The sequence below is a fragment of the Halomonas sp. BMC6 genome (assembly GCF_964204995.1).
Taxonomy (GTDB): domain Bacteria; phylum Pseudomonadota; class Gammaproteobacteria; order Pseudomonadales; family Halomonadaceae; genus Vreelandella.
The window spans coordinates 2,822,062-2,847,082 of the sequence record NZ_CAXNSH010000001.1 but is presented as its reverse complement, the minus strand read 5'-3'; the positions used below and the strand labels follow the sequence as shown (position 1 = coordinate 2,847,082).

Sequence of the window (25,021 nt, the reverse complement as noted above, 5' to 3'; positions counted from 1 at the left end):
TTGCATTAATGGTGGAGAATTATACGAACATGGTCGATAGATTACCAATGCGACATAGGTGTTTGGCACTTAAGGGGTGGACGCGGTAGAAAATCATCGTTACGCGCTTGGCCGGTTAAAGCGGCAAGGAGAATCGCCCTTCATGCGCTGGCGCCATGAGAGGCGGACAGGGGATTTTGCACCGTTCGCGACGTTTGGTGGGCATCGCTTCGCGTTGCCAGCGTGTATGATAGCCCCCGTGGTAGCCAGGGCCGTCAGAGGTTCCTAAGATGTCGTTGCGATGGTGAGCCGTAAGCCTAGGAGGATGAGTTGGCGCACGCCCAGTTACTAATTAGTTATGGTCAAGCGTTCGTTGCCCCGGAGCGGCGGCAGCACCGCAGCTCGATGTCGGTGCGTCTGCCGGAAGCGCCACTGTTGAAAGTGAAGGGCGGCTGTGCGGTGATTAGTGACTCGATCTCTCGCAATACCATGGCGAAACAGGCGGGGGACTTGAGCGTGCGTGGGTTTCTTGCGGATTACTACTCGACGCCAGATCATTGGGACACCAAAACATCGGCCACTCGCGTGCTGCGTGCCTTGAATAGCTGGTGCTACAGCCAAAGCCAGCATGTCAAAGAGGGGAGTTTTGTCTCGTCGCTCTCTGCCATGGTGTTTTTAGGCCGCGAGGGTCATCTCTTCCACATGGGCGATACGCTGGTGTTTCGCTTGCGAGGGGCTGAGTTCGAACAGTTGACCCGTGACCACGTGACCGATGTGGGCGGGTATCGCTACCCCTCACGCGCGCTGGGGATGGATGGCAGTGTCGACATCGACTACACCCATCTGGCGCTGAAGCAGGGCGATCTTTTCGTGTTCACCACCCAAGCGGTGCGCGGGACGCTAATGCCTTCGGACTACGTGCGTCTCATTCGTCAAGATGCCAGCGATCTGGATGCCGCCTGCGAGCGTTTGGCGAGCGAGGCGAAGCAGCGTGCTCAAGAGCGGGGCTACGGGGGCGATCAATTTTGCTTTCAGCTGCTTCGTATCGACGAGTTGCCGGAGGAGGCCTCCGACCATCCCAACTTGCTGTACGGTGATTTGCCGATTCCTCCGGAACTGACACCCGGCGAGCGTTTGGATGGTTTGGAAGTGCAGGCGGTGCTATCCCGCAATGCGCAGTCGAGGGTGTACCGCGTACGCGACGTGCACAGCGATCGGGTGATGGTGATGAAAGCGCCGAGTCCGGAGCTATCGCTGCGCAATGCCTACCTGGAGCACTTTCTTCTGCAGCAGTGGGTGGTCGAACGGGTGAACTCTCCCTTCGTGGTCAAAGTCATGGAGCCTTCTCGTCCGCGTCGCTACCTCTACTACCTCATGCAGAACGTGGAAGGCGAGACGCTGCGCCATTGGGCCGAGCGACATCCCCAGGCGAGCCTCATTCAGCGTTTGGATATCGCCAATCAGCTAGGTAAGGCCGTCCAAGCCCTGCATCATCGCGATATCATCCATCAGCAAATCGCCCCAGACAACGTGCTGATCGATCAGCATGGCAAAGTGGTGCTGGCCGACTTCAGCGCCTGTCACATGCGCGAGGTCGATGGTCACCGTCATTCGGGTGAGCTGCTTCGTCAAATCGGTTTTAACGAGCATACTGCCCCCGAATACGCCTTAGGCGACAGCGTGGGCCGACGCAGTGATCAGTACTCGCTGGCATCCACGGTCTATTGGCTGCTGACCGGTGCGTTACCCTACACGCTGACGCCAAACAAACTGCGTTGTCATACCGATTTAGAAGAGCTCAGTTACCGTAGCGCCCGTACGACCAATCCGGAAATAACGCCTGCGCTGGATGACGCGTTGCGACGAGCGCTGGATCCCCAGCGGCCGCTGCGTTTTAGGCGTATGTCAGAATTTCTCCATGCACTACGGATTCCGCTAGGACGGCTTCCTCAGCGCGAGGAGCCGCGCACGGAGTCTCGACGCTTTTGGCAAGGTGTGGCGGGTATTTTGCTATTACTACTGGTGCTGTCTTGGCTACTGCGTTAGGGCACCTGCCGAGCGCATATCCACCAGTCATCAGGCTTGCCATTAAAAAGGGGCGATGACGGCATCATCGCCCCTTGAGCGTCGGCCGCCAGCAGGCGTTACAGTGTGAATTTAGGCAATTTTTGCTCTACTTTCGTCAGTTTGAGCTTAGCGACTTTGGGTAGGCCATTCTCGAAGGGCGGGAAGTCTTCACCCTGAATGAGCGGCGAAAGGTAGTCACGGCACGCTTGGGTAATATCGAAGCCGCTCTCGCTGATGAAGTCGCGGGGCATGAACTTCTCTTGGTTCGCGATTTGCGACAGCGGCGCAGAGATCACGTCCCACTGGTAAGGGCTTTGTGAAATGCGGCGGATCGCAGGCATCATGGAGTTTTTGCCTGCCAGTGCCAGCGTTACCGCTTCACGACCCACCGCATAGGCTTGCTCAACGTCGGTTTTGGACGCTAAGTGGCGCGCTGCACGCTGCAGATAATCGGCCACTGCCCAGTGGTATTTATAACCTAAATCTTGCTTGATCATGCCGGCCAAGGTAGGCGCAACGCCGCCCAGCTGGCGGTGGCCGAAGGCGTCGGTATTACCTGCATCTGCCAGGAAGGTGCCATCTTCATAACGCGCGCCTTCGGACACGACGATTACGCAGTAACCGTATTTCTTGACGCTTTCATCCACCCGCGCCATGACCGCTTTACGGTTGAAAGAGACTTCCGGGAAAATGATCAAGTGCGGAGGCTCGCCTTCCCCGTCACCTGCCAAACCGCCGGCGGCAGCGATCCAGCCCGCATGGCGACCCATGACTTCCAGCACAAACACCTTAGTGGAGGTGGCGCACATGGAGGCGATATCCAGCGATGCTTCACGTGTCGACGTGGCAATGTATTTCGCGACGCTGCCGAAACCAGGGCTGTTGTCGGTAATAGGTAGATCATTATCGACGGTTTTGGGAACGTGAATGGCCGTCAGCGGATACCCCAGTTTTTCGGAGAGCTGAGAAACTTTTAGGCAGGTATCGGCACTGTCGCCGCCGCCGTTATAGAAGAAATAGCGGATATCGTGTGCTTTGAAGACCTCGATCAGGCGCTCGTACTGGGCGCGGTGAGTGTCGATGTCCTTCAGCTTGTAGCGGCAGGAACCAAAGGCGCCACCCGGCGTATGACGAAGCGCAGCGATGGCCTCATCACTCTCTTGGGTGACGTCGATCAGATCTTCCGTCAGCGCACCAATAATGCCGTTATGGCCGGCATACACCTTGCCGATTTGGTCGGGGGCTTGCCGGCAAGCTTCGATAACGCCGCAGGCGCTGGCATTGATGACGGCGGTAACGCCACCGGACTGGGCGTAAAAGGCATTATGCTGGGCCATGGAAACGTCTCATCTCCTGAAAACGGTTGGTTTCATCGTTGTTGACGGCAAGCGGTCACTCCTTTGCTTGCCGGTACGTCGCAAGCGCACCTTTACGTCGCGCTGCGAGCCAAGCGCTCGTAAGCGACGCAAAGTTTAGCGTAAAGCCATTTCTGCTGCATTACATGCTGTTTCAAGGGGGCGATGGTAAGGATTACTCATCGCCCCCATCCAATGCCTGCTCACGCTGCGCTAGTCGCCAGCCGCCGAGATCTTTGTAACGGTTGACCATGGCGCAAAACAGCTCGGCCGTGCGTTCGGTGTCGTAGCGCGCCGAGTGGGCCGCTTTATTGTCGAACTCGATCCCCGCGGCGCGGCAAGCTCTAGCGAGCACGGTTTGCCCATACACGAAACCGGCCAGCGTTGCCGTATCGAAACTGGAGAAAGGGTGGAACGGGTTGCGCTTGACGTTGCAGCGGTTGGCCGCCGCGTTTAAAAAACCGTGGTCGAAAGCGGCATTGTGGCCGACGAGAATCGCCCGCGAACAGCCGTGTGCCTTCAACGACTTACGAATGGGCCGAAAAATTTCACCCAGTGCTTCAGCTTCGCTCAACGCCACCTGGCGCCGAAGCGGGTCATCCAAATTGATGCCTGTAAAGTCTAGCGCCGACTGTTCGACGTTAGCGCCCTCGAAGGGGTGGATATGATACGCATAGGTGGCATCAGGCAGTAAATTGCCATCGGGGTCCATGGTGAGTGTGACCGCTGCAATCTCTAATACGGCATCCGTCTGGGCATTGAACCCACCCGTCTCCAAATCGATGACAACCGGTAAATAACTGCGAAAACGCTGGGCCATCAATTCGCGGGCAATTGCCTCGCTCATGCAGCTCTCCTTAGTAAAGCGAGTAGTCGGTCAGGGTTAGCGGTGTCAGTTGCCGCTACGGTTGGGGTGATTCTAGCAGCTTTACCCCTAAGGCGTCGTTGATGGTATTCGCTGAGCATTGAGAACGCTATACTCTCAGTTTGAATAACCGGTAGCGCTGACGGGCGCTGCCCCTTTTGGTGAACTGCTTTTTACAAGGAGCAAAGAATGTCCGATGTCAAAAAGGTTGTGCTGGCGTACTCAGGCGGCCTGGACACGTCCGTTATCGTTAAGTGGTTGCAAGAGACCTACAACTGCGAGGTAGTGACCTTTACTGCCGACATCGGTCAAGGTGAAGAAGTCGAGCCCGCCCGTGCTAAAGCCCAGGCTCTCGGCGTGAAAGAGATTTACATCGAAGACCTGCGCGAAGAGTTCGTGCGTGACTACGTTTTCCCGATGTTCCGTGCCAACACCATCTATGAAGGTGAGTACCTGCTGGGCACCTCCATTGCTCGCCCGCTGATCGCCAAGCGCCTGATCGAAATCGCTAACGAAACCGGCGCCGATGCCATCTCCCACGGCGCAACGGGTAAAGGTAACGATCAGGTGCGTTTCGAGCTGGGTGGCTACGCGCTCAAGCCTGGCGTCAAGGTCATCGCGCCATGGCGCGAGTGGGACCTAACGTCCCGCGAGAAGCTGATGGCTTACTGCGAAGAGCACAACATCCCGGTGGATTTCTCCAACAAGAAGAAGAAATCTCCCTACTCCATGGATGCCAACCTGCTGCACATCTCCTACGAAGGCGGCATTTTGGAAGATCCGTGGGCCGAAGCCGAAGAGGACATGTGGCGCTGGAGCGTTTCACCGGAAGCCGCGCCAGAGCAGCCCACCTACGTTGAGCTGACGTTCGAGAAAGGCGACATCGTGGCCATCGACGGCGAAGCGCTCAAGCCGCACGAAGTGCTTGAAAAGCTCAATAAGTTGGGTGGTGACAACGGTATCGGTCGTCTGGATATCGTCGAAAATCGCTATGTAGGTATGAAGTCGCGCGGCTGTTATGAAACGCCGGGGGGAACGATCATGCTGCGTGCCCACCGCGCTATCGAATCACTGACGCTGGATCGCGAAGAGGCCCACCTCAAAGACCAGCTCATGCCCAAATACGCTGAAGTGATCTATAACGGTTACTGGTGGAGCCCGGAGCGCCGTATGCTGCAAGCGGCCATTGACGAGACGCAGAAGAGTGTCTCCGGTGTGGTGCGCATGAAGCTGTACAAAGGTAACGCGACCGTGGTGGGGCGCAAGTCCGAGCAGTCCCTGTTCGATGAGTCTATCGCAACATTCGAAGACGACGCGGGCGCTTACAACCAAAAAGACGCCGAAGGCTTCATCAAACTGAATGCACTGCGGCTGCGTATCGCCGCAGGTAAAGGCCGTCAGCAGAGCTAACGTTCGACGGTGGCCAGTGCTAAGCTGGCCACCGCGTGACGGACAGGAGTCGGTATGTTTAAAAAATTGCTGTCAGGGCTGTTTGGCGCGCAAGGCAGTGGTGAGGCGAGCACAGGCACCAAGGCCGCTGAGCCGGTGGAGTATAAAGAGTATCTCATCGTCTCACAGCCTGATCACCAAAGTGGCCAGTACCGTGTTAGCGGCTGGATACGCAAACCCGATAGCCAAGGGGGCGCTCAGGAGCACCGCTTCGAGCGTTCCGATATGCTGCCTGGGCGTGACGCGTGCGACGCCTTGATGGTGTCGAAGGCGCAACGCTATATCGATGAAGTAGGCGATGCGATGTTCGACCCCGACCCTCGCCGCGAGAGCCAATCCTCTAGCTAATGTGCGTGTCCATCAAGGCCCGTGCTTCAGCTGCCGCCTGCAGCATCAACTCTGCAGGCACATCGGAGCTCGTGCTGCCTTGTTCGCTTGCTTCGATATCGGTGAGCAGTCGGCCGAGTCGGCCCTGACGCAAAGTGAGGGCTTGATGGATCGTTTGGCTCAGCGGCAGTTCTTGCAGCATTGCATCGAGGTCGATACCCAAAATGACCGGCATATGCGAAAAGAGTCCGGCAATGAAGCCTTCTTCCTCGTCTAATCCACGCTGTTCTGCGAGCGCTTCGCACGCGAATGCACGCGTTAATCCGCTGGTGAGGTTGATTTTACTAGCAGGATTATTCCCCGCGAGCATCACGATCGATACCAATGTACGTAGCTCTTTCAAGCCAATGATGTGAATGCAGTCCATCAGCTTGTAGGCAGGACGCTGAGAGGCCTTTCCTGCCGAGTTGGCGCGCTTGAAGACGGCGTTCAATAAATATGGGTCGCGAGCAATGAGCGTGCTCAGCGCCGGCAGGCGCACTTTATCACTGTAGAGCTGAGCAAGTAGCTGCATTTGATTGGCACGTGACGTGCTGTGTCGCTGGGTTTTTGTCGTTTGTACCTGTGGGCGCTGATAAAAATAACCTTGAAATAAGCTAAATCCCAGTGCTTTACACTGTTCAAACTCTTCGTAGGTTTCTACGCGTTCGGCCAACAGCGTATAACCATCTTGATAAAGACGTTGAATGAGTGCCTTCGGAAGCCCAGTCGAAATATCGAACTTAATAATATCTGCCAAGGCCAATAATGATCGATTGGCGTCGGTAAGTTCAAAATCATCCAGGGCCAATGTATAGCCTTGGGTTTTTAACTGACGTAACGCTGTTAAAAGTGCATCACTCACGGCCGTGTCTTCAAGCACTTCGATCACGATTTGCTCTTTTGGCAAACCGTCAAGATCCGGGCTTAGTAACCACTCCCCGGAGGCATTAATAAAGAGTTTTCGCTGACCGCACAGTTTATCCAATCCAATTTCATAGATGGCAACAGCGCAGGCGCGTGCGGTGGCTTGCACATCATCAAAGACGGCGGCAGTGCCAGCCGAAAAATCGCCACGATAGAGCAGCTCATCAGCCACATGGTGTAGCTGGGCGTTGACGATAGGCTGGATAGCGATGGTGTAATGGCCGGTACTGGTCTCTTCTTGCGCTGACCCTTGCATAGTGCCGCTGCTCCGACTGTCAGGGGGAAAACGTGCGAGGCCGCGAAGAATAGCGTAAAAGCGCTGATAGGCGCTAGTTACATTGAGTCACAATGCGTTGAATGGCACAATTATTCACTTAAACGGTATGGCGAGGAAGCGATAGCTTAATGGCAGCGCCACCTAACGCTGAAGTGTCAACCCAAAGTTTACCACCCAAGTGATGAATAATGGCGCGGCTAATGGGTAAGCCTAAACCGCTCCCTTTAGGTCGTTGGTCTGCCTGTTTACGCTTGGCCAATTTCAACTGATAAAACTTTTCAAAGACGTTGTCACGTTCGTCGACAGGAATGCCGGGCCCATTATCTTCAACGCTCAAGCAAACAGCGTGATCTGTCGCATAAATGTGTAACCGTACGATCGGATGGTCGGGGTCGGCAAACTTGCGTGCGTTTTCCAACAGATTGATGATGACTTGTTCGAGCCTGTCTGGGTCGGCCATGACCATGGCGATGGATACGTCAGTCACCCACTCGACATCGATACCCTGATCGGCGTGAAGCCGTGCCAGTGCTTGGCTGCTCTGCTTGGCGATATGCATTAAATCGACGGGGATGGGTTTGAGGGAAAGGCGTCCACTCTCAAGTCGTGCCAAATCCAGAATTTCATCGATCAGGCGAGATAGACGCTCACTCTCCAGCACCATGATGCGCAGAAACTGCTGCCGTTTGTCTGCTTCGATGTCGGGAGTATCGCGTAATATTTCGGCAAACGAGCGGATGGACGTCAGTGGGGTACGCAACTCGTGACTCACCATTGCAACGAACTCATCCTTCATGCGATCTACTTCTTGCAACCGCTCGTTGGCGCTGCGTAGTTCCTCACCGACCCGAGCTAGCTCTTGAGACTTCTGCTCCAGTCGACGGTTGTACTCCAATGCCTGGGAGGTCGTGTCGAGAATCGTTAGCACCGACGCCATGTCCAACGCTTCACCGCGCAACACGGAATGGATCAATACGCTGGCAGACGCACTGCCGAGTGACCCGGCCAACGCCTGTTCCGCACGGGTGATCAGGGCTCCTGACGCGGGGCGCTGGTGGGCATCTGACCTTTCCAAGGAGGCATACGGGGCGGTAAATACGCGGTGCGTTGCTCCATGGCCCAAAAAGCGCACCAAGAGTGCGTAAAGAGCGCCTTCGGTGGTTTGACCCTGCCAGCGTGACGCCGTCGGTAGAGGCGCATGCATGGCTTCGATGAACAGCGCTGCTTGAGTCTGCTCCATGGGAGTGGGGCGAGTGAAGAGAGAAAGAGTGATGAGCAAGCCAACGTTCAACACCATGCTCCAAAACAGCGAGTGTGTATAGATATCCCATCCGCTTAGCCCCAGCAGGGCGTACGGGGATAACCAGCCAATGCCCCAGGGCCCCTGTGTGACGAAAGAGGCTTCTAGCCAGCCGGACTGTGCAAAGCCCGGCAGCAGCAGCGTGTAACACCACACCATAAAGCCTGCCAACATCCCCATCGTAGCCCCTCGGCGAGTGGCTCCACGCCAATACAGCCCAATCAAAAGGGCCGGGGCGAACTGCGCCACACCTGCAAACGAGACCAGTCCGATGGTTACGAGGCTATAGCTGTCGCCAATCCATGCATGGTAGAGATAGCCCATGAGCAGAATGACCACGATCGCCAGGCGGCGCACGTTGAGCAGCCAGTCGGCTAAACGACCCTCACGCCCCGTGTACCACCCTTTGAACCTTAGCAGCAGCGGCATCACGAGCTGATTACTGACCATCGTCGAGAGCGCGATGGTCTCGACGATGACCATGCCGGTGGCGGCGGAGAGACCGCCGATGAACACCAAGAGCGGCAGTCCCTCCAGACCTGCGGATAGCGGAAGGGTGAGCACGAAACTATCCGGGTCGCCTTTGCCCAACAACAGACCCGCGAAGGCAATGGGAATCACGAACAGGTTGATCAATAGCAAATAGAGTGGAAACAGCCAACTCGCGCGTTCCAAATGCTGTTCGTCCACGTTCTCGACGACCAGCACTTGAAATTGCCGGGGTAGAGTAAAGAACGCCAGAAAAGCGAGCAGCAGCATGCCTACCCAACCGGTGGCACCTCCCGGCACCGTCTCCAGGCGCATGCTATCGATAAGGTCAGGCGTTGCGGCGACGTCTGCCAGAAGGGCGGCAGGCCCGTCGAACAGCAGGAAGGTGACGAACATACCCACCGATAGGAAGGCCACTAGCTTGACGACGGACTCGACGGCGATGGCTGCCACCATGCCCTCATGGCGTTCGCTGGCATCCAGGTGGCGGGTGCCAAACAGAATGATGAACAGCGCCAATACCATCGCAATCCAAAAAGAGCGATCCATCCAGAACCGTTCGTTGTCCAGTGTGCTGTCGGCACTCAGCGGGTAGTTCATGAGTACCGCATGACTCACCGTGATGGCTTTGAGCTGAAGCGCGATGTAAGGGGTAATGGTGATCAAGGCCAGAAGGGCGACCAACGCCCCGAGTTGAGCGCTTTTGCCGTAGCGGGCGCTAATGAAATCGGCAATGGATGTAATGCGCTGATGGGCGGCAATGCGCACCATTTTACGTAGCGTAAACGGGGCCAGCAGCATGGCCAGCGTAGGCCCCAGATAAATTAGCAGAAAGCTAGGGCCATACTGTGCGGCGCGGCCAACACTGCCGTAAAACGTCCAGGCCGTACAGTAGACGGCAATCGACAAGGCGTAAACGGTCGGCGAATTGATGAGCGAACGACCCTGTTCGGCGCGACGGTCTCCCCATGCGGCCACCAGAAATAGCAGCGCCAAATAGCCAAAGGCGATAGCAATGACGACCCCATCGCTGCGCATGGTTCACGACCTCTTGGGGCGTTCGGCCAGCCAAGCCGCTAGACCGATGAGGGCCCCCCAGGTCAACAAGAGGTAGATCGGCAGCCAGCCTACCGCGCTGGGCAATCGATCAATCAAAAGCAGGACAGGGGGGCAGAACAGGAAGAGGGCAAGTAGCACGAGCGCAAGGCGTCTCTCCCGCTGCCGAGGATCAGAGTGGGGAGGCGTCATGGCGCGCTAGCGTCCTCTTTATCGAAGGCATTGGCCTGAAGTGCCAATAGCGCGTCTAGCGTATCGATGCCACGGGCTTCCAGGCGGGGTAAGAGTGCCAGCCAAAGCTCCGCCGTTACACGGGCATCTCCTAATGCTGTGTGCCGGGTATTGGGAGGAAAGCGTAAATCGTAACGTTTGGCCAGCGTATCCAAATCGTGACCATCCAGCGCCTCATCGAGGGCTTTTGACAGCAGGAGCGTGTCTAGCACCGGCATATCGAAATGAACGCCGTGCCCGCTAATGGCTAGCATATCGAAATCGGCGTTATGGGCGAGCATGACGGCATCGCCCACGTAATCTCGAAAGAGGCCCAACACGATATTTAGCGGCTGCGCACCGGCAACGTCCGCATCGGTAATCCCGTGAATCACGGTGCTGGCAGCAGGAATGGTGCGTTTGGGGTCGACGAAATGATCGAACGCATCGTTGGCCAGCAAGCGGCCATTGACGATCCGGCAGGCGCCCAAGCTAATCACCGTATCGCCTCGGCGGAGCTCAAGGCCAGTGGTTTCCGTATCGAATGCTACGATCTCCAAGCTGCGCAGCGCGCGATTGGCTAAGGTGTCATCCGGCGCTGGTAACTGCGCGATGCCAAAATCATGGAACTCCGGGCGTGGCGGTGCCATTTCTCTTGGCGCTTGCGTCTGAGCGATAACAGGGAGCGGCAGCCGCAGCCTGGCATGGCGTTTATCCTTGTCGGTGACACTCCAAATATCGGTGGCGTGCTGGCGCAGTATATCGGCCACGGTGGGGCTGAGTGGCAGCGTGGTCAATGGTGATTCGCGCCAGACGCTGAGCTCGCTTTCAGGCACGGCCGCCCCTCGCCAAATGAGATCGACGTAGGCGCGTTTCGAGTAAAGCGTCATTTCACCTTCGAAGCCGCTGGCGGGCAGGTGGCAGCGCAAATGTTCCACTAATGACGCGAACAGCTCGATGAGGGCGGGGGCGTCGCCCTTGAACCAGGCGGGGACACCGATAGGTGTAATCAAGCGCTGGGCGGGGTCGAGACGTTCATCCAGCGATTGCCAAAAATCGTTGGACCAGATGGGCCGCAAGCGTTCGCCGTGATACTGAAGGTCATCCAACAGGTTTCCGATCTCGGCAACGCGCTGGTTGAGCGCTTGGCTTTCGTCGTGCAGTACGTGCTCGAAACGTGTTCGCAGCGCGGGTGACGTTTGAGAACAAGGGAGTTGGCGCAATGCGTCGGCGGCACTGCTCAGATTGGCCGCGTGTTGGCGTAATGGAGGAAGCATGCGGTTTAGGGCGGCGCGCACGCCCATTTCATTGTTCCAGGTGGTGGTTGTATCGCTACAGGTCACCAGTGTTTCATGCTCACTACCGGGTACCCGGCGAATGACCACCTTTAGCCAGCGCTGGCCGCAGGGGGCGAGCATTTCACGGGGCGAGCCATCGTCGGGTAGTTGTGTCATGGCATGGGCCAGCGTCGCGGTCGGCAACAGAGCGTCCAGGCGTTTACCCAACCCTAGCCCGGTATTGTCCGCAAAAAATGTTTCGGCCGCCTGATTGAACAGCATCACACGCCGATGCCGGTCGCAGAGAAGTAGCGGTGTTTCCAGTACCTGGAGCAGCGTCTCCAGTTCTTGACGGATACGCGAGGCACTGCGCGCGCCTTCTGCATGCGCGGTGGTAAGCCGTGCGCGGTCGGCTCGCCAGCGGTGGCTGACCCGGCGAAGGTCTGGGCCGAGCCCTGTTAACCAGCCCTCGGCGGTGTGGTCGTCTGGGGCATCGGGATTGGCGACCCAGCGCGCCAACTGCGCTTGAAGGTGACGTAGGGGCGTGAAGAGCATGCGCTCTAGCAGCAGGCCTATTGAAAAGAGCGTAATACCGCCTGATAAACTGCCTAGCCATAGAATCCAACGCGCCATGCCCGAAAGCGCCAACTGGCTATCTAACCAAGCGGCAAAAAGGACGCCCCCGAAAAGGCTAACGCCGCTGAGCAGTAGCCATACACCGACCAGGCGCTGGCGTTTAGGGAGTCCTTTGGGGGTCATGTGGCACGCTCGACGAGTAATGCTTTGACTTTTGCGACCAACTGTTGGGTCGAGAAAGGTTTGGTGACGTAGTCATCGGCACCCAGCGCAAAGCCCTTTTCTCGCTCTACTTCACGGCCATGAGCCGTTAACATGATGACCGGTAAATGCCGCTCGGATTCAGCGCGACGAAGCTGTTCGAGCACTTCAAAGCCGCTGATGCCAGGCAGGCTGATATCCAGGAGCAGAAGGTCAGGGGCGGCCTCGGCGATTTTTCGCAGTGCCGTTTCGCCGTCGGCGGCCGTGGTCACCGTCAGCCCCGCCTGGGACATGAGGAACTCAAGCGACAGTAGAATATTGGGCTCATCATCGACCACTAATACGTTGGCCATTATGGTCTCTCCCAGCGACGTTAGATGATCAATCAGACGGCAAATGTTGAGTTAAGTGTATGTAGCATGAGGCATTCGGCCAAGACGACCTTGGCCGAATGCGGGGTATGCAGAGAACCTCTCACGGTAGACAGAATAATGCGCGTTTTATTGTTATCGGCTTATGAAGCGGTTAGCCACCGTTACTGGGCAAACAGCCTGATGGCCGAAGTCACCGACGTGGACTGGACGCTGCTCAGTCTGCCGCCACGCCACTTCTCTTGGCGCATTCGCGGTAACCCGTTGAGCTGGTGGTTAAAAGAGTATGAGCGATTAAGTCAGCCTTACGATGTAGTGCTGGCAACATCCATGGTAGATATTGCCACCTTGCTGGGCCTGTTTCCCCACCTGGGGCGGGCTAGAAAGATCGTCTATTTTCACGAAAATCAGTTCGCCTACCCAGAATCCAGCGATCAGATGCCCCAGGTAGAAGCTAAAATGGTCAACCTGTATGCGGCACTGGCGGCGGATGTGCTGGTGTTCAACACGGCCTATAACCGGGACTCTTTTTTTGACGGTGCGCGGCGTTTTTTAAAGAAAATGCCGGAAAATCTACCGGCGGCTAAACCGCTAGAACGGTTACGTCAAAGCGCTCGCGTGGTGCCTGTGCCCATGGCGCCTGCTACCTTTAGCGCTGCTGGCAACGCAAACCCACGGCGGCTGATTTGGAACCACCGCTGGGAGTATGACAAAAACCCGGAGGACTTCTTCGCGGTATTGTTCAAACTCAGCGAGCAGCAGGTGCCGTTCGAGTTGGCGGTGCTTGGCCAGCAGTTTCGCGACGTGCCGCCGATCTTTGCCGAGGCGGAGGCACGTTTGGCTGAACATATCATCTGCTGGGGGCCGCAGCCGGAGGCGGAGTACCGCGCGCTGCTCAACGGTGGCGGCATCGCGGTGTCCACTACTTGGCACGAGTTTCAGGGGCTGGCGATCATGGAGGCCGCCCAACGCGGAGCCACGCCGCTAGTGCCAGATAGGCTCTGCTTTCCTGAACTTTACCCCGTCCAATACCGCTACGATGGCACACCAGAGGGGCTCTACCTGCGCTTGAGCGCGTGGCTGTTGGAACCCAATCGTCAACCAGCGCCGTTGGATACGCAGCCCTGGCAGTGGCCGAGCTGGCGTGAAACGTACCGTCAGTTGCTGGTGGAAGGTGGGTCTAATGAATCCATTCGCCGGGTGGGCCAGTGAACCACCGCCGTATGGCGACGCATTTTCTCGGCAAGCCGTGGGTGATGGTGACGAATTACCTGCTCGGCAAAATCCGATAAAAAGCGTGATTTCAGCGCGGCCCGCGCCCGATCCACGCCACTGTGTTGGTAGGGCGTGGAGGCCAGCAGCATAAAGCCATCATCGGGAATCCGCCCGGCGCGCATGTTGGCGTCGATGATGCTTGCGGCGGTTGCAATGGGCGCGGCCAAGTCCGGGCCGTAGGGGCCGATAATCAGCGCGGTGTTGGGAAGGTGCAAGAAATCGAACCCACGGCCAATGCAAATAACCCATTCGCGGTGTTCAATCTCAAGCGCCCGGGCGACACCGCTTAGCTCGCTCACATGGGCCATGTTGCCCACCAGCAGCGGCAGTAGATCCCGTTGAATATCATCGGGCATGTCGGGGCAAACGCTGGCTAACGTGGCGGGTAAATCACTCGCTTGGCGGTCGATCCAGTCGCGTATGTCGAGCATCTCGCCACCTTGGCCGTGAAGGATCATGGCGTCGCTATCGGTTTCAAAGCCGCACACCAGTGGGTACACCTGCTGATGGTCGTGACCAAACAGCTCTCCCGCTTGCTGAGCTATGGCGTACGCGTGGGCTTTGGCAGCCTCGGTATCGCAGTTGAACCCGGCGCAGCCGCGTGCGTGATGACCGCTAGAGAAGTGGTAGGTAATCAGCAGCAGTGTGGCGCGGCCACTGTCAGCCGCTTGCAGTACCGACTCGGTGATGAGCTCGCCTAGATACGGCCAGCCCAGATCAAAAATACCCCCCAAATTACGAAACGGCGTAATGATCCCAAGCGGCGTGCGGGTAGCATGGGGAATGTGAATCCGCCCATCCATACACTTCATCACCACGATCGACGTAGGGTGCTGTGCCAGGTAGCGCTGACGAGCAAGCCAAGCGTCGGGGCTACAGAAGCGCTCGGCGTGCTGTTTGGCAAGGTCGAGTAGCGCGTCGATGCGTTGGGCAATCGGCTGGCGGTGAAGCAGGGCGGCGGGGCTAGGCATGGGGCGGTCCTGGCATTGGCATGCCGTTAGGCAAGCTCGGTCTTTTCTTTATAGTCGCACAGATCTTCGATGATGCAGCTGCCGCAACGAGGTTTTCGCGCAATGCAGGTGTATCGCCCGTGTAAAATCAGCCAGTGGTGGGCATCTTGTTTGAACACGCTGGGCACGTGGCGCAACAGCTTCTGCTCGACCTCGACGACGTCTTTACCCTTGGCGATACCGGTGCGGTTCGACACGCGAAAAATATGCGTATCTACCGCAATGGTGGGTTGGCCAAAGGCGGTATTCAGAATCACGTTAGCCGTTTTACGCCCGACGCCGGGCAGCGCTTCCAGCGCTTTGCGAGTGTTGGGCACTTCGCCACCATGTTGGTTGACCAGCAGGTGGCAGGTTTTCATCAGATTCTCTGCCTTGGTGTTGAAGAGCCCAATGGTTTTGATGTGCTGCTTCAGTCCATCGATGCCCAGCGCAATGATGGCCTCGGGCGTATTGGCGACCGGAAAGAGGGTGGCCGTTGCTTTATTGACGCCTACATCCGTGGCTTGAGCGGAGAGCAAGACCGCGGCCAACAGCTCGAATGGCGTGCTCCAGTTGAGTTCGGTAGTCGGGTGCGGGTTTTCCGCCTGAAGGCGCGCAAATATCTCATGACGCTTTTGAGCATTCATGGCGTGTTCTCTTGGTTATTGAATGGTGCTTATTTAATAGTGCCGGTGACCCGCACACGGCGCTCGGCTCGCGGTGCGACGTCGACGGGCCGAGCGCGGGCAGCACGACGCTGATCCAGCACGTTTTTTAGCGCGATCAGAAGCCCTGCCACGAAGAACGCGCCGGGGGGCAGGATGAAAAAGAGAAACTGGTAATCCGCCACCAGGGTGATCTGCCAGTGAGCGGCAACCGGCCCAAACAGCATCGCCATGTCGCTAAACAGCGTTCCTTGGCCCACCAGCTCGCGGATCGCGCCCATCAGCACTAATACCGCACCAAAGCCCAGCCCCATCATCAGCCCATCGACGGCGGCAGGCAGCACGGGTTGGCGAGAGGCAAACGCATCCGCACGGCCCAAAATGGCGCAGTTCGTTACGATGAGCGGGATGAAAATCCCCAAAATTTGGTAAAGCGAGTAAGCAAACGCGGCCATTAACAGCTCGGCGCAGGTCACAAAGGCGGCAATTACCATCACAAACGCGGGGAGCCGCACGGCGCTAGGCACCTGATGGCGAATGAGTGAGATTGTTGTGCTGGCCCCTACCAAGACCAGCAGTGTGGCCAGCGCCAAGCCCAGCGCATTCACCACCGTGGCGCTGACGGCCAGCAGCGGGCAAAGTCCCAGTAGCTGCACCAGCACTGGGTTATTCGACCAAAGCCCTTCTCGGGCAAGCTGTGTCCACTGGCTCATGGCGTGGGCTCCTGTTGAGCGAGTTCGCGCTGATAGTAGCGCAGCGCCTCATAAACGGCGTTAATGACGGCCCTTGGCGTAATCGTTGCGCCGGTAAAGCTATCGAATTCGCCACCCTCTTTGCTCACGGCCCAGCCGCTTGGGGGCAGGCTCTCGAGGCTTAGGCCGTCGAATGACGTGATCCAGTCGCTGCGTGACCGCTCGATATCATCGCCAAGCCCTGGCGTCTCTTGGTGGTGAGTCACCCGCACCCCGGTGAGTTGCCCGCTTTGGTTGATAGCCACTAGCAAGCGAATTTCACCGTTGTACCCTTGGCGTGTCACGACCGGCAGAATGGTGGCGGTGTTGCTGCCTTGCTGCACCCGCCAACCCTCTTGAGGCGTGCCGTGCCCCAATGGCGTTGGGTCGGGTAGCGAAAATGCGCTTTCTAATACGGCCTGAACCGGCACCGAGGCCAGTGAGGCGGGCAACACTTCCTGCAGCTGACGATGCTGATAAGCAAGCTGGTGCGCGGCAATGCGCTCGGCGGTCACGGCGCGGGTGAGGGCGACGCTGCCGGCAGTAACCAGGGCAAACAGGCCAAGGGCCAGCGCACCGCGCAGCATAGCGTGTTGAGTGGTCATGGCGCGCTTTTCCTCTCATCAGGCCGAGCGGTAGCTTGACCGACCGGGCGTGGCACGCTGACCATGTCCAGCAGCGGCACGCAGAGGTTCATCAGCAGCACGGCAAAGGCGACGGCATCCGGGTAGCCCCCTAAATTGCGAATCAGGATGACCAGCACGCCAATGCCCGCACCGTACAGCAGCTTCCCCCGGCGGCTGGTGGCCGCTGAGACCGGGTCGGTGGCAATAAAGAAGGCACCAAACAGCGTCGCCCCGGTGAGCAGATGAAACAGCGGTGAGGCAAAGTGGCTGGTGTCGCTGGCATAAAACAGCGCGGAGAGCAGCGTCATGCTGCCCAGCATAGCGACTGGAATATGCCAACTTATTAGCCGCTTGACGATCAACACAACGCCCCCTGCCAGCCATGCCAGCGCGATATTGCGCCAAGCATTCAGCGTGCCGTCAGGGAGCGGCGACGATGCCCAGAACTCGCTGGCCATGACCGCTTCACCTTTGTGTTTGAAAGCATCTAAAGGAGTGGCTCCGCTCAGGCCGTCGAGCGCTGACGTGGGTAGTGTTCCCATTATTTGTGGCCAGAGGGAGTCGGGCCATAGCGCTTGAGGCGGTGCCCAGAGCGTCATATGGGTGGGAAACGACACCAGCAGCAGTGCATAGCCCACCATCGCAGGGTTGAACGGATTGTGGCCCAAGCCGCCATAGAGCTGCTTCGCGACGACGACGGCGGCGATCACCCCAACGCCAATTAGCCACCAGGGGCTCGCAGGTGGCAACGAGGCGCCTAGCAACACGCCAGTGAGCAGGGCGCTGGAGTCGTTGAGCGTCGGCCAAATGGGGCGGTGGCGCAGGCGTAGAACGAGCGCCTCAGCGGCGACGGCCCAAAGCGCCGCGATCAGTACGTTGCTGAGTATCCCTAGCCCAAAATAGAGCGTCATCACCGCAAGGCCCGGAAGCGTGGCGGCGATGACCCAGCGCATCACATGGGCTGTTGATGGTGCTTTACCCAGCTGGGGGGCGTGCATCATGCTCATGGCGCTTCCTTCTGTTCACTGGCGGCACGGGCTTCGGCCAATCGTGCCTCTGCCGCTTTGAAATTCTCTTGGGCAGTGGCGAGCTGAGTCTCCAAATCGTCGTGGTGCTGCTGCGGGTCTTGAGCGGCGGCCCGTGCCAGTACTTTCTCCGCTTTTCGCACGGCGGCTTTGGCGGCCGTTTGAGCGATGCGCAGGCTGCGAAGGTCTGCCGCGGGATCAGCTTGAGTGCCCGTAGCGTCGCTGGAAGCGGACTGCTGCTGGGCGAGCCGTGCCTGACGGCGCGCCTTCTTCTCCGCTTCTTCCCTGACCAGCCGCGCTTGGCGGAACTCAAAGCGGTGCTTGGCGTGTTCCGCTTTGGCGGTTTCGATGCGTTTATGCCGAATACGCTGTTTGGAGGAGCGGTAGTCCTGCACCAAAGGGATCGCGCTGGGGCAAACGTAGCTGCAGGCACCGCACTCAATACAGTCGAACAGATGGTGAGCCTCAAGGGCGGTATCATTTTCGGCGCGGGCGTACCAGTGCAGCTGCTGGGGAAGCAGTTGAGCAGGGCACACACTTTCACAAGCGCCGCAGCGAATGCAGGGGGCTTCTACGGGTGCTGGCGGCAGCTCCTCTTTTGTCGCGGCAATCAGGCAGTTGGTCGTTTTGGTGACGGGGGCCTCTAATGACGTAAGCGGCGTGCCCATCATCGGCCCCCCGACCACCACTTGATGAAGCCGCTCGCGGGCCACGCCAACATGTTCGAGCAGCGCGTCTACCGAGGTACCTACACGAACCCAGTAGTTGCCGGGCTGGGTAATGGCATCACCGGTTAGGGTAACGACCCTTGCGACCAGCGGTTGTCCATCACGAACGGCGTGTAGCGCCGCGAGCAGCGTGCCGGGGTTATGGCAGAGCACGCCGATATCCGTCGGTAGCCCACCGCTAGGCACTTCGCGGTTCAGCAGCTTTTTAATCAGCTGGCGCTCTCCGCCGCTGGGGTAGCGGGTTTCGATTATCTTCAGCGTCACGTCCGCCAGTGGTTCGCTGTCAGCACTGATCGTAAGAAGGGCTTGTAGGGCCTGAACAGCCTCAGGCTTGTTATCTTCAATGCCGACGATGATGTGCGCGGCTCCGCATAGGCGAGCCAGCAATTGAGCCCCCTCAAGCACATCCGACGCATAGTGGCGAAGCGTGAGGTCATCGGCGGTAATATAAGGCTCGCACTCGGCGGCATTGACCACCAGCGTATCAATGGCGTGGTGCTCGTTGACTTGAGCTTTGATATAGGTCGGAAAGCCCGCACCACCCAGCCCAATAAGCCCGCTGTCATCAAGCCGTTCCAGCAGCGCGTCGCGCTCTGCGGTTCGCCAATCCAGCGGTGGCAGCGTGGTCCAGCGATCTTCGCCATCGCCTTGAATGATGATCGCGCGGTCGGTGATCTCGATCACGGTGCCGCTGATACTGGCGTGCACATTAGCTGAGACCATGCCATCTCGGCGGGCGACTAGTGTGCCTGTTTTGACCGCATCGCCCACGTTGACGCAGGTAAGCGCCGCTTTACCGGTATGTTGCGACAGCGGTAGCGTTACCTCACTGGGCAACGGCGCGGTGCGCAGCGGCGCTTGATTGGAGCGCTCTTTACGTTCAGGCGGGTAGATGCCGCCGGGAAACTCATAGGCTGGCATGCGCGCTCCTCAATGGCTGGCGGTCGCTCACGATGGGCTCCCACTGTGTCAGCGGTTTGAGTCTGGGCAGCATGTCGATGCAGTCCACCGGGCAGGGGTCTACGCAGAGGTCGCAGCCGGTGCACTCGTCTTCGATTACGGTATGCATCTGTTTGGCTGCGCCAATAATGGCATCTACCGGGCACGCCTGAATGCACTTGGTGCAGCCGATACACTCGGCTTCACGGATATACGCCACGGTATCTTCACTGGCTGCTTCCCCATCGAGCGGGGCAGGGTCGCGGCCGAGCATATCCGCTAGGGCGAGAATGGTAGCCTCACCGCCGGGAGGGCATTTATTGATGGCGTCGCCCTGATTGATCGCTTCAGCGTAGGGGCGACAGCCGGGATAGCCGCACTGGCCACATTGGGTTTGTGGCAGCAGCGCATCGATTTTTTCGACCAGCGGGTTCTCTTCACCTTTAAAGCGCGCGCTCGCCATGCCGAGTAGCGCGCCAAACACGATGCCCAGACCGGTGAGCACGCCGACGGCGCTAAGCACGCCCCACCATGAAAATGAATCGCTCATGGCCGTTACCCCTGTACGAGTCCGGAAAATCCAAGGAACGCCAGTGACATGAGACTGGCGGTAATCATAGCAATCGCGGCGCCGCGAAAGGGCTTGGGCACATCTGCGCTGGCCAAGCGCTCACGCAGGGCGGCAAACAGTACGAGCACCAGCGAAAAGCCTAACGCAGCTCCCAGGCCATAGAGCGTGGTATGAAAAAAGCTCAGCTCTCGGTTCAGCGACAGCAGCGCCACGCCGAGGACGGCGCAGTTGGTGGTAATCAGTGGTAGAAAAATACCCAGCACCTGATGCAGTAACGGACTGAGCTGGCGCACCATAATTTCCGTGAACTGCACCACGGCGGCAATCACGACGATAAAACTAATGGTGCGCAGATAGGTAATATCAAAGGGCACCAGCAAGCCGTGATAAACCACGTAGCTGGCGGCAGAGGCTAGCGTTAAGACAAACGTGGTCGCCAGTGACATTCCCAGTGCGGATTCAAGCTTGTTAGAGACACCCATGAACGGGCATAGCCCAAGAAATTGGACCAATACAAAGTTGTTGACCAGCGCGGTGCTGACCAAAATAACGAAGAGTTCATTCATGACGGTGTATTTTGCTTAGAAACAGGGCAGCTGGCTAGAGGAGGCTCGAAGAGCACGACACGGTGTCGTCCTTGCGCTTTGGCTAGGTAGAGCGCTTGGTCAGCGGTGGCCATGACCGCGCTGGGCAGCAGTGTCTCGCTATCGCTGAGCATGCCAATACCAACGCTAATCGTCACGTAGTGGCTCACCGGTGAGGTCCCATGGGGTAAGCGGAGCTGGTCGACAGCATGTATCAGCGCGTGGGCAAATGCTTTCGCCTGTTGGGGCGTGGCTCCCGGGAGCAGGGCGCTAAACTCCTCGCCGCCGGTGCGGGCAATGAGTACGTCGTGGCGAATGGCCTCGTTTTGCAATGCCGTGGCGACTTTCTTCAAGCACTCGTCGCCTTGCTGGTGACCGTAGTCGTCGTTGTAGAGCTTGAAGTGGTCGATATCCAGCATCATGACGGCCAGCGGTACGTTGTGTTCGTTGGCGTGGCTTACGCCATCGATCAAGCGCTGATCGAACAGCCGCCGGTTGGGAAGCTCCGTCAAAGAGTCGTGGGTCGACATGCGCAGCAGTTCCGCATTGAGCTGTTGCTGACAGGTGAGCTGCTCCAGGTATGCCCTGGCAAGCAGGCCGATTTCATCCCGACGCAGGGTCAAGTGATCACTGTCAGGGGAGGGGCATGAAGGTTGTGTCAACGCCGTGAGCTGGCGCAGAGGCTTGAGCACCATACGCTCTAACAGTAATAGTACCATGCCAATGACGAGCAGCATCAAACCGGCTGTCCAGGCCAGGATGTAGCGAAAAGTAGTGAGACTTGCCAAGTACTGCACACGATTTAATTCGATCCCTAGCGAGACGGCCTCGTTCGTGCCGAAGGCAGGAAATTGCTGGGAGGCACGTACCTGGTCGCCAGAGAAGGTAAGTTCGGTCGGTTGGTCGGCGTCATAGGGCGTGACATCGAGTGAAAGAGGAAGTCCGGTGTAATCGACCATCCGTTCGAGCCAAGCGTCATCCATCGCACGCACTTTGAACAGCCAGCCGTTGGGCGGACCGCTTTCATCGGTGTGTAAGATCTGGCTGGCAGCCACGATGGCAGGCCACTGTTCGATATACAGCGCCGTTGGGTCGACGTGCTCGGCCATTGCCGATTGCATGGTCTCGACCCAGGGAGCCATCCACGCACAGCGGTCAACGGCGGCGGTGCAAGTTTGATAACGCCCAGTGGTTGGCTCCAACCCTGCCAAGAAATGGACGTCGCCTTGCAGCGTAAAAAACGCCATCAGGTGGTAGTTCATGTCCTCGAACATCTGTTGGCTAAAGTTGACGTCGCGGTAGCGGGGGTTAGTGCCTTCGATGAACCGGTAGGTATCGTCCCAGTGTGACCAGTCCCTTGCTTGTGCCAGCAGGTTCTCTTGGTTGAGCATCAGGCTGCGTGTCGCACGGTCCAGTTCGCGCTGAACGGCGGTGCGCTCTTCGGCCTGTAGCGCCGGAAATATCAGCCATTTGCTGATGACCGCGAGGGCTATCATTGCGACGATTAATAACCCGCCAAGCACGGCAAAGAAACGAAAACGCAATGACACGGAGAGGCGCTGGCCCATAAAACACACTCATGTTGAAGTGAATGACGACCACTAACGATAAGAATGGACGTCGCTTAAACACAAAAGGGGCAGGCTGCGCGCCTTGCCCCTTTCGTCCGTGAACGGCGGCGTTACGTTACACGCTGACCCGGTTCAGCGCCAGCATCGGGCGAAAGCAAATAAATGCCATCGTTGTTGGCAGAGGCCAGCACCATGCCTTCGGAAACGCCAAAGCGCATTTTGCGGGGTGCCAAGTTAGCCACCATCACCGTCAAACGACCTTCCAGCGCCTCTGGCGAATAAGCCGAGCGGATCCCCGAGAAAACGTTGCGGGTTTCGCCGCCCAAATCTAGAGTGAGCTGAAGCAGTTTGTCGGCCCCCTCGACGTATTGCGCTTTGGCAATTCGGGCAATCCGCAGGTCGACTTTGGCAAACTCGTCAAAGCTAATGCCTGCCGCGATGGGCTCGTCGGCCAGTGGGCCTTTCGGGGCGTTCTTTAGCTTCTGCTCTTCTACCAAATCTTCCTTCGAGGACTCGATCATGGCGTCGATCTTGTCCCGCTCTACCCGTGTCATCAGCGGTTTGAACTTGTTGATCGGGTGGTTGACCAGTACGTTACCACGGCTTTCCCAATTCAGAGTGTCAACATTTATGAATTCGCGGGCTTGCTCGGCCATGGCTGGGACAACCGGTGCCAAGTAGACCATCAGCTGACGGAACAGGTTGATGCCCACCGAGCAGATCTCCAGCACTTCCTGATCGCGGCCCTCTTGCTTAGCGAGTGCCCAGGGCTCTTTCTCGGCAATGTAGGTATTGGCTTCATCGGCCAGTTCCATGATTTTGCGCATGGCGCGGCTGAATTCACGCGCTTCGAAATCGGCGGCGATCTCGTCACCAGCAGCGATGAAACGGGCAACCATCTGCGGCTCGGCACAGTGCGCTGAGAGCGTGCCGTTCCCGAGTTTTTTGACAAAGCCGGCACAGCGGCTGGCGATGTTCACGACCTTGCCGACGAGATCCGAATTCACTCGGGCCGCGAAGTCGTCAAGATTGAGGTCAAGATCGTCTACTTTCGACGTGAGCTTGGCAGCAAAGTAATAACGCAGATACTCAGGGTTGAGGTGTTCGGCGTAAGTGGCGGCTTTGATGAAGGTGCCGCGCGATTTCGACATCTTTGCACCATCGACGGTCAAGAAACCGTGACAGTTGACTGCCGTCGGCGTGCGCAGCTCGGCACCGTGAAGCATGGCGGGCCAGAACAGCGCGTGGAAATAGACGATGTCCTTACCAATGAAGTGATAAACCTCGGCGTCCGACTCTTTTTTCCAGAAACTATCGAAATCGATCCCATCGCGTTCGCACAGATGCTTGAAGCTGGCGAGGTAGCCGATGGGCGCGTCTAGCCATACGTAGAAGTACTTGCCCGGCGCATCGGGAATTTCAAAACCGAAGTAGGGCGCGTCGCGGGAAATGTCCCACTCGTTGAAGCCCGACTCGAACCACTCCATCAGCTTGTTGCGGATTTGTGGCTGTACGTGACCATCGTTGATCCACTGCTGTAAAAAGTCAGCGAAGTCCGGCAGTTTGAAGAAGTAGTGCGTCGAACTGCGCACCTCGGGCGTCGCACCCGAAATGGCGGACACCGGGTTGATCAGATCCGCCGGTGTGTAGGTCGCGCCGCACTTTTCGCAGTTATCGCCGTACTGGTCGTCTGCGTGGCACTTTGGGCAGGTGCCTTTGATGAACCGGTCGGCAAGAAACAGCCCTTTCTGCGGATCGAACATTTGCTCGATATCGCGGGTCGCGATATGACCTTTGTCCCGCAGGCGAGTGTAGATCAGCTCGCTGAAGTAGCGGTTTTCATCCGAGTGAGTGGAGTGGTAGTTATCGAACCCCACACCAAAGCGGGCGAAATCTTCCTGGTGGTCTTGAGAAACCCGTTCAATCAAGGCTTCTGGGGAAATCCCTTCCTGCTCGGCGCGTAGCATGATCGCGGTGCCGTGAGCATCGTCGGCACAGACGTAGTAACACTGCTGGCCACGGCTTTTTTGAAAGCGTACCCAGATGTCCGTTTGAATGTATTCCAGCAGGTGGCCGAGGTGAATGGCGCCGTTGGCATAGGGAAGGGCGCTCGTCACCAGAATGTTGCGCGGGGCAGTATTGGACATGGTGAATGAAAATTCCGGTTAGACAATACAAATAAAGACGGCGAAGGGGAGGTGCTTCGCCGGTAACGTCATGTTGAGTGCGTGCTCGTACCCAGGAGTGTGGCCGAGGCTTAGTACAGCGCCTGCTCTTCTTGCACCACTTCGCGTAACAGCTCTAGAAACAGTTTGTCTGCCTCGGAGTGTTCGGCCGGGTCTTCAGGAATATGCACGCTGGTGGTGTCTGAAATTTCATTGGCAATACGCGCCATGATGGCGGGGCTGCTGCCTTCGGTGAGCTGGGTGCGGGCAATGGCCAGTGACTGCTCGAGAATTTTCGGGTCCTGCAGTAACTTGCGAATGAAGCCGCGTAGCTCGTTGATGATACGTGTTTTTTGAATTTCTGATGCGGACATAGGGAGTCTCCTT

The 25,021-nt window shown here is 57.8% G+C and carries 21 protein-coding genes; 4 read left to right on the top strand and 17 right to left on the bottom strand.

Annotated features, from left to right (window positions below; genetic code table 11):
* The first annotated feature begins 309 nt into the window (after positions 1 to 309).
* Complete coding sequence (locus AB6K10_RS13820; RefSeq protein ID WP_159342302.1) at positions 310 to 2,025, top strand: bifunctional protein-serine/threonine kinase/phosphatase; 1,716 nt, start codon at positions 310 to 312, stop codon at positions 2,023 to 2,025.
* A gap of 98 nt (positions 2,026 to 2,123) precedes the next feature.
* On the opposite strand, the gene AB6K10_RS13815 is transcribed toward AB6K10_RS13820, so the two are convergent.
* Entirely contained in the window at positions 2,124 to 3,383 is a 1,260-nt protein-coding gene (locus AB6K10_RS13815) for a 6-phosphofructokinase (RefSeq protein ID WP_339119035.1), read from the bottom strand.
* Between the two features lie 193 nt (positions 3,384 to 3,576).
* Positions 3,577 to 4,248, bottom strand: coding sequence for a ribonuclease T (gene rnt, locus AB6K10_RS13810; protein ID WP_159342300.1), 672 nt, complete (start codon positions 4,246 to 4,248; stop codon positions 3,577 to 3,579).
* A gap of 207 nt (positions 4,249 to 4,455) precedes the next feature.
* Between rnt and AB6K10_RS13805 the strand changes: the two genes are divergently transcribed.
* A complete protein-coding gene (locus tag AB6K10_RS13805; RefSeq protein WP_159342299.1) occupies positions 4,456 to 5,676 on the top strand; it encodes an argininosuccinate synthase in 1,221 nt (406 codons plus the stop codon).
* Between the two features lie 54 nt (positions 5,677 to 5,730).
* Complete coding sequence (locus tag AB6K10_RS13800; RefSeq protein ID WP_159342298.1) at positions 5,731 to 6,063, top strand: HlyU family transcriptional regulator; 333 nt, start codon at positions 5,731 to 5,733, stop codon at positions 6,061 to 6,063.
* Here AB6K10_RS13800 and AB6K10_RS13795 read toward each other — a convergent pair.
* The 4 genes from AB6K10_RS13795 to AB6K10_RS13780 all read right to left on the bottom strand — a co-directional run bounded on the left by AB6K10_RS13795 (position 6,056) and on the right by AB6K10_RS13780 (position 12,747).
* On the bottom strand, positions 6,056 to 7,264 hold the full coding sequence (locus AB6K10_RS13795; RefSeq protein ID WP_339119034.1) for an EAL domain-containing protein: 1,209 nt from the start codon (positions 7,262 to 7,264) through the stop codon (positions 6,056 to 6,058). The two genes, AB6K10_RS13800 and AB6K10_RS13795, sit on opposite strands and share 8 nt — an antisense overlap.
* 118 nt (positions 7,265 to 7,382) lie before the next feature.
* Entirely contained in the window at positions 7,383 to 10,112 is a 2,730-nt protein-coding gene (locus AB6K10_RS13790) for a sensor histidine kinase (protein ID WP_339119033.1), read from the bottom strand.
* A 206-nt stretch (positions 10,113 to 10,318) separates the two neighbouring features.
* Positions 10,319 to 12,376 carry a 3'-5' exonuclease gene (locus tag AB6K10_RS13785; protein ID WP_339119032.1) on the bottom strand — a complete coding sequence of 686 codons (2,058 nt, stop codon included), beginning with the start codon at positions 12,374 to 12,376 and terminating at the stop codon, positions 10,319 to 10,321.
* Complete coding sequence (locus tag AB6K10_RS13780) at positions 12,373 to 12,747, bottom strand: response regulator transcription factor (protein WP_253016272.1); 375 nt, start codon at positions 12,745 to 12,747, stop codon at positions 12,373 to 12,375. The genes AB6K10_RS13785 and AB6K10_RS13780 overlap by 4 nt, the downstream gene beginning before the upstream one ends.
* A 138-nt stretch (positions 12,748 to 12,885) precedes the next feature.
* Here AB6K10_RS13780 and AB6K10_RS13775 point away from each other — a divergent pair, with 138 nt between their 5' ends.
* Positions 12,886 to 13,977, top strand: a complete 1,092-nt coding sequence (locus tag AB6K10_RS13775; protein ID WP_339119031.1) for a DUF3524 domain-containing protein — start codon at positions 12,886 to 12,888, stop codon at positions 13,975 to 13,977.
* On the opposite strand, the gene AB6K10_RS13770 is transcribed toward AB6K10_RS13775, so the two are convergent.
* The 11 genes from AB6K10_RS13770 to AB6K10_RS13720 form a co-directional block, all read right to left on the bottom strand.
* Positions 13,923 to 15,011, bottom strand: coding sequence for a hypothetical protein (locus AB6K10_RS13770; RefSeq protein WP_339119030.1), 1,089 nt, complete (start codon positions 15,009 to 15,011; stop codon positions 13,923 to 13,925). The two genes, AB6K10_RS13775 and AB6K10_RS13770, sit on opposite strands and share 55 nt — an antisense overlap.
* 26 nt (positions 15,012 to 15,037) lie before the next feature.
* Positions 15,038 to 15,676: an endonuclease III gene (gene nth, locus AB6K10_RS13765; RefSeq protein WP_339119029.1), complete on the bottom strand. Its 639-nt coding sequence runs from the start codon at positions 15,674 to 15,676 to the stop codon at positions 15,038 to 15,040.
* A gap of 29 nt (positions 15,677 to 15,705) precedes the next feature.
* Complete coding sequence (locus AB6K10_RS13760) at positions 15,706 to 16,407, bottom strand: electron transport complex subunit E (RefSeq protein ID WP_339119028.1); 702 nt, start codon at positions 16,405 to 16,407, stop codon at positions 15,706 to 15,708.
* Positions 16,404 to 17,030 carry an RnfABCDGE type electron transport complex subunit G gene (locus tag AB6K10_RS13755; protein WP_339119027.1) on the bottom strand — a complete coding sequence of 209 codons (627 nt, stop codon included), beginning with the start codon at positions 17,028 to 17,030 and terminating at the stop codon, positions 16,404 to 16,406. Before AB6K10_RS13755 ends, AB6K10_RS13760 begins: the two co-directional genes overlap by 4 nt.
* On the bottom strand, positions 17,027 to 18,058 hold the full coding sequence (locus AB6K10_RS13750) for an RnfABCDGE type electron transport complex subunit D (protein WP_339119026.1): 1,032 nt from the start codon (positions 18,056 to 18,058) through the stop codon (positions 17,027 to 17,029). The genes AB6K10_RS13755 and AB6K10_RS13750 overlap by 4 nt, the downstream gene beginning before the upstream one ends.
* The gene (gene rsxC / locus AB6K10_RS13745) at positions 18,055 to 19,725 is read right to left on the bottom strand and encodes an electron transport complex subunit RsxC (RefSeq protein ID WP_339119025.1); all 1,671 of its coding nucleotides are present in this window, start codon (positions 19,723 to 19,725) and stop codon (positions 18,055 to 18,057) included. The genes AB6K10_RS13750 and rsxC overlap by 4 nt, the downstream gene beginning before the upstream one ends.
* Entirely contained in the window at positions 19,712 to 20,293 is a 582-nt protein-coding gene (gene rsxB / locus AB6K10_RS13740; RefSeq protein ID WP_339119024.1) for an electron transport complex subunit RsxB, read from the bottom strand. Before rsxB ends, rsxC begins: the two co-directional genes overlap by 14 nt.
* A gap of 5 nt (positions 20,294 to 20,298) precedes the next feature.
* Complete coding sequence (gene rsxA, locus AB6K10_RS13735; protein WP_253016289.1) at positions 20,299 to 20,880, bottom strand: electron transport complex subunit RsxA; 582 nt, start codon at positions 20,878 to 20,880, stop codon at positions 20,299 to 20,301.
* Entirely contained in the window at positions 20,877 to 22,466 is a 1,590-nt protein-coding gene (locus tag AB6K10_RS13730) for a diguanylate cyclase (protein WP_159342284.1), read from the bottom strand. The genes rsxA and AB6K10_RS13730 overlap by 4 nt, the downstream gene beginning before the upstream one ends.
* Positions 22,467 to 22,579: 113 nt before the next feature.
* On the bottom strand, positions 22,580 to 24,616 hold the full coding sequence (gene metG, locus AB6K10_RS13725) for a methionine--tRNA ligase (protein ID WP_339119023.1): 2,037 nt from the start codon (positions 24,614 to 24,616) through the stop codon (positions 22,580 to 22,582).
* Between the two features lie 110 nt (positions 24,617 to 24,726).
* The gene (locus AB6K10_RS13720) at positions 24,727 to 25,008 is read right to left on the bottom strand and encodes a hypothetical protein (RefSeq protein ID WP_159342282.1); all 282 of its coding nucleotides are present in this window, start codon (positions 25,006 to 25,008) and stop codon (positions 24,727 to 24,729) included.
* Between the last annotated feature and the right edge of the window lie 13 nt (positions 25,009 to 25,021).